Annotated in this window: 4 protein-coding genes and 1 tRNA gene; 3 read left to right on the top strand and 2 right to left on the bottom strand. The window is 75.3% G+C overall.

Annotated elements, in window-relative coordinates; all coding sequences use genetic code 11:
- Window positions 1–145 precede the first annotated feature (145 nt).
- Window positions 146–502 carry a WhiB family transcriptional regulator gene (locus AB8M62_RS19985; RefSeq protein ID WP_369052656.1) on the bottom strand — a complete coding sequence of 119 codons (357 nt, stop codon included), beginning with the start codon at window positions 500–502 and terminating at the stop codon, window positions 146–148.
- A 330-nt stretch (window positions 503–832) separates the two neighbouring features.
- Here AB8M62_RS19985 and AB8M62_RS19990 point away from each other — a divergent pair, with 330 nt between their 5' ends.
- Window positions 833–3,328 (top strand): transglycosylase domain-containing protein, encoded by a 2,496-nt coding sequence (locus AB8M62_RS19990; protein WP_369052655.1) that lies wholly within the window; start codon window positions 833–835, stop codon window positions 3,326–3,328.
- A gap of 110 nt (window positions 3,329–3,438) precedes the next feature.
- Here AB8M62_RS19990 and AB8M62_RS19995 read toward each other — a convergent pair whose 3' ends face one another.
- Window positions 3,439–3,924, bottom strand: coding sequence for a GatB/YqeY domain-containing protein (locus AB8M62_RS19995; protein WP_369070668.1), 486 nt, complete (start codon window positions 3,922–3,924; stop codon window positions 3,439–3,441).
- A gap of 109 nt (window positions 3,925–4,033) precedes the next feature.
- On the opposite strand from AB8M62_RS19995, the gene AB8M62_RS20000 reads away from it, so the two are divergent.
- Entirely contained in the window at window positions 4,034–4,945 is a 912-nt protein-coding gene (locus AB8M62_RS20000) for a metallophosphoesterase (RefSeq protein WP_369070667.1), read from the top strand.
- A 59-nt stretch (window positions 4,946–5,004) separates the two neighbouring features.
- Window positions 5,005–5,081, top strand: a tRNA-Pro gene (locus tag AB8M62_RS20005).
- Window positions 5,082–5,197: the final 116 nt, after the last annotated feature.

Consider the following 5,197-nt stretch of genomic DNA (forward strand, 5'->3'; position numbering starts at 1 on the left):
ATCGACCCGCCCTGGAAGTCCTGCCGGACCCCACCGGGCACGGGGAACTCCCCGGGGGGGGGGGGGGGGGCCCGGCGCGGCCGCCCCCCCCCCGCGCCGCCCCCCCCCCCCCCCGCCCCCCCCCCCCCCCCCCCCCCCCCCGCGCTCAGACGGCGGCGCTGAAGCCCGTCGGGTCCGCACCGGCCGGCACGGTGGTGCCCGACCCGGTCACGGACCCGGCCGCCACCCCGAGGTGGGCGTCGCGCGCGGCCTCCAGCAGCCGGCGCCAGGACTGCACGTTCGGCCGGCGCTTGAGCAGCGCGCGGCGCTCGCGCTCGGTCATGCCGCCCCACACGCCGAACTCGACGCGCGAGTCCAGCGCGTCGGCCAGGCACTCGGTGCGCACCGGGCACCCGCCGCAGATGGCCTTCGCGCGGTTCTGCGCGGAGCCCTGCACGAACAGCTCGTCCGCCGACGCCGACTTGCACGCGCCCCGGCCGGCCCACTCCAACGTCCACACCACGACGGCCCCTCCCGTCCGCGCCGTCCCGGCCCGTCGCTCGTGCGACGGGTCCCCCCGGGGCCGGCGGTTCCTGTGAATCCCCCTGACGCCCCGCGAGGGACGTGGCGCGAGCGTAGGGTCGGGGAGCCGCTCCGCGTCAGAGCCTCTTCGGGGGACCAGGGGTAGTCCCTTGTGACTAGTCCACCTCCCCGGCGCCCCTCCCCGTCCCCCGGCCGGGGGCCAGGACCTCGGACGACACGGCGCGTGACCGCGGATCGCGGTCCGGTCACGGTCCTGCGGAGGACGTGTGCGCGGCCCGGGTCACCCGTCCGGCCCGCTTACCCTCGACGCATGGCGTCCGACACGCACCGCCGCCCCCTCCTGCGCCTGCTGGGTGCCTTCACGGCCGTCAGCTGCGCCGCGGGAGTGATCGCCGCCGGGCTGGCCGTGCCCGTCGTGGCGGCCTCCGGCGCGGTGACCCGCACCGGGGTCGAGGTCTTCAACGAGCTGCCCTCCGACCTGGGCGACGACACCCTGTCCGAGGCGACGACGATCCTCTACGAGGACGGCAGCGTCATGGCGCGCGTGTACGACCAGAACCGCGTGGTCGTCGGGCTGGACGACATCGCCCCCGTCATGCGCGAGGCGATCGTCGCCATCGAGGACTCCCGCTTCTACGAGCACGGCCCCGTGGACCTGCGCGGCATCGCCCGCGCGCTGGTCTCCAACGCCGGCGGCGGCGGCACCCAGGGCGCGTCGACGCTGACGCAGCAGTACGTGAAGAACATCCTCGTCGAGCAGGCCGTCGAGGCCGACGACCCCGAGGCCGCGGCGCAGGCCGTGGAGTCCAGCGGCGTCGAGGGCTACGCGCGCAAGCTGCGCGAGATGAAGCTCGCCGTGGGCGTCGAGCAGGAGATGTCCAAGGACGACATCCTCACCGGCTACCTCAACGTCGCCTACTTCTACAACGGCGTGTACGGCATCGAAGCCGCCGCGCAGTTCTACTTCGGCAAGCCCGCCCGCGACCTGCTGCTGCCGGAGGCGGCGCTGCTGGCGGGCCTGGTGCAGAGCCCCGTGGCCTACGACCCGATCGACAAGGGCGAGGCGGCGGTGGGGCGGCGCAACGTCGTGCTGGACCGCATGCTGCAGCTCGGCAAGATCGACCAGGTCACCCACGACGAGGCCGTCGCCGCCCCGCTGCAGCTGAACGTCAACCGCAGCCGGCAGGGCTGCATCGCCGCCGACTCGGCCGCCTACTTCTGCGACTACGTCACCCGCGTCGTGGAGAGCGACGACGCGTTCGGGGCGAGCGTGGAGGAGCGCCGCAACCTGCTGCGCCGCGGCGGGCTGACGATCCGCACCACCCTGAACCGCCAGGTGCAGGAGATCGCCCAGCGGGCTGTGGACGAGCAGGTCAACCGCGGGCAGTCGGTGCGCACCGCCGAGTCGGTCGTCCAGCCGGGCACCGGCAACATCCTCGCGATGGTGCAGAACACGACCTACTCGGTGGACGAGGAGCAGGTCGGCGTCACCATGCAGAACTACAACGTCGAGCGCGCCATGGGCGGCGGGCAGGGCTTCCAGCAGGGTTCGACGTTCAAGGCCCTGACGCTGGCCGCGTGGCTGCGCTCGGGCCGCTCGCTGGACTCCACGGTCGCCGCTCCCGCCCGCGGCAACGACCCGTTCAGCGCGTTCACCGCGTGCGGGGAGAAGCTGCGCGGCCCCGTCTACTCCTACGGCAACTCCGAGGGCGGCGGCGGCGGCGTGATGACCGTGCGCCAGGCCACGGCCCGCTCGGTGAACACCGCCTACGTGTCGATGGAGAAGCAGCTCGACCTGTGCGACATCGCCTCGCTGGCCGAGTCGCTGGGCGTCTACAAGGGCGCCGAGAGCGAGAACTTCCTCACGAAGGAGGTCAACCGCAACCTCGACCAGTACCCGTCCCTGACGCTGGGCACGAACACCGTCACCCCGCTGTCGGTGGCCGGCGCGTACGCCGCGTTCGCCGCCGACGGCACGTTCTGCAAGCCGACGGCGATCCTCGAGGTCCTCGACACGAACGGGGCCCCGCTGCCGGTGCCGTCGGCGGACTGCACGCAGGCCCTGGACCCGAACGTGGCGCGCAACGTCACCGAGGCCCTGCAGGGCGGCTGGTCCTCGGGCACCGCGGCCCGCGTCTCCGGCAAGTCCCTGCTGCGTGGGCGGGACGTCGCGAGCAAGACGGGCACGACCAACCAGTCCGCGGACACCTGGTTCGCCGCGTACACGCCGCAGCTGGCGGCGGCCGCGTGGGTCGGGCACGCCGACGGGGTGCGCTCGCTGAACGGCGAGCGCGTCAACGGCCGCCGCGTGGGCCGCGTCTACGGCGCGACGATCGCCGGGCCGGTCTGGACGAACACCATCGGACCCGCCTCCGAGGCGCTGGGCCTGCCGCGGGAGCGGTTCACGCCGGGCTCCTCGCAGGGTCTGCGCACCGTGACGGCCGACGGGCGCCTGCGCGTGCCGAACGTCGTGGGCCGCGGCGTCTCCTCGGCCACGTCGATCCTCGAGGCGGCCGGGTTCTCGGTCCGGGTGGCCTCGGGCCGGACGTACTCGAACAGCGTGGGCGAGGGCCTGGTGGCCGCGCAGAGCGCCCGCAGCGCGAACGCCGGCGCGACGATCACCCTGACCCGCAGCGCGGGCCCGGAGCCGCGCCGCACGCCGTCGCCGACCCCGACCGAGACGCCGTCGGAGACCCCCTCCGAGACTCCCTCCGAGACCCCGTCGGAGACGCCGTCGAGCCCGCCCGCCGAGGGCGGGGAGGCGGCCCCTCAGGAGCAGCAGGCCACCACCGCCCCGCCGGAGTGAGCGGCGCCTGACGACAGACACCCGCCGTGTTCATGGATGGGTGAGAGCTCGACCATCCATGATCACGGCGGGTGTCGTCGTGGTGGGGGCGTCGCGGCACGCCCGGAGCGTCAGCCCTGCAGGCGGGCCCGCACGGCACCCGACAGGCGCTTGCCGTCGGCGCGGCCGGCGACCTGCGGCTTGAGCGTCGTCATCACCGCGCCCATGGCGCCCATCCCGGTCAGGCCCTCCGCCGAGGCCGCCATGACGGCCTCGTCGACCATCTGCGCCAGCTCCTCGTCGCTCAGCGGCGTGGGCAGGTAGCGCTCGACGACGCCCAGCTCGGCGCGCTCGCGCTCGGCGGACTCGGCGCGCCCGGCGCCCTCGAACGCGTCGGCGGCCTCGCGGCGCTTCTTCGCCTCGCGCTGCAGGACGGTGACGACCTCCTCGTCGGACAGGGTGCGCGCGGTCTTGCCGGCGACCTCCTCCGAGCGCACCGCGGACAGCACCATGCGCAGCGTCGAGGCGGTCAGCTCGTCGCGGGCCTTCATGGCGGTCGTCAGGTCGCGCTGGAGGACGTCCTTGCGGCCGGTGGGGTCGGGCGTCTCGTCGGGCATGCGCTCGGACGTCCGGTCGGGCATCGCGTCGGTCATGGGCCCGATGCTCCCACCGCGCCCGCACCGGGCGCCGGGGCGGGCGCGGGCGGCGGGCTGCCAGGATGAGCCGGTGCCGACACCGCTGAGGGCCCTGACCACCACGGCCGCCGCGGGGGCGGCCGCCGCCGCCGCGGGCTTCGGGTACGCGGCCCGGGAGGCGCGCTCGTTCCGCCTGCACCGCGCGTTCGTGCCGGTGCTGCCGCCGGGCGCGCGCCCGCTGCGCGTCCTGCACCTGTCCGACCTGCACCTGGTGCCCCGGCAGGCGGCGAAGCGGGAGTTCGTGCGCTCCCTGGACGCCCTGGAGCCGGACCTGGTCGTCACGACGGGCGACAACCTCGCCGCGCTGGACGCCGTGCCGGCGGTGCTGGAGACGTACGCGGGGCTGCTGCGCCGGCCGGGGGTGTTCGTCCTCGGCTCCAACGACTACTGGGCGCCGCGGCCGCGCAACTGGTCGGCGTACCTGTGGCGGCGGCAGGGCCCGAGCGAGGTGAAGGCGCCGCGGCTGCCGACGGAGGACCTGGTCCGCGGCTTCCGCGAGGCCGGCTGGGTGGACCTGGACAACGCCCGCGCCCGGCTCGACGTGGGCGGGGTCTCGCTGGACCTCGTGGGCGTGGACGACCCGCACCTGCGCTACGACCGCTACCCCTCCCGCGCCGGCCACGACGCGACCGGCACCGACCTGCTGCTGGGCGTCGCGCACGCGCCGTACCGGCGGACGCTGGACGCCATGACGGCCGAGGGCGCCGCGCTCGTGCTGGCCGGGCACACCCACGGCGGGCAGCTGTGCCTGCCCGGGTACGGGGCGCTGGTGACCAACTGCGACCTGCCGCGGGACAAGGCCGCCGGGCTGTCGCGCTGGGCGACGGGGAGCAGGGAGTCCTGGCTGCACGTCTCGGGCGGGCTGGGCACGTCGCCGTACTCGCCGTTCCGCTTCGCCTGCCCGCCCTCGGCGACGCTGCTGGAGCTCGTGCCGCGGCGCTGAGCGGGGGAACGTGGTGCGGAGCGGTCCCGCGCGTCGGCTATGCTCGTCCGCGGTTGCTCCGGGGTGTGGCGCAGCTTGGTAGCGCGCTTCGTTCGGGACGAAGAGGCCGCAGGTTCAAATCCTGTCACCCCGACCAGCAGGTCCACGACCAGGGGGGGGGGCGGGGGGGGGGGGCGGGGGGGGGGGGGGGGGGGGGGGGGGGGGGCGGGGCGTGGGGGGTGGGGAGTTATTTTGAGACGGCTGGTCGCCGTG

Origin of the sequence: Kineococcus terrestris, assembly GCF_041020755.1 — a bacterium.
Classification (GTDB): Bacteria; Actinomycetota; Actinomycetes; order Actinomycetales; family Kineococcaceae; genus Kineococcus; species Kineococcus terrestris.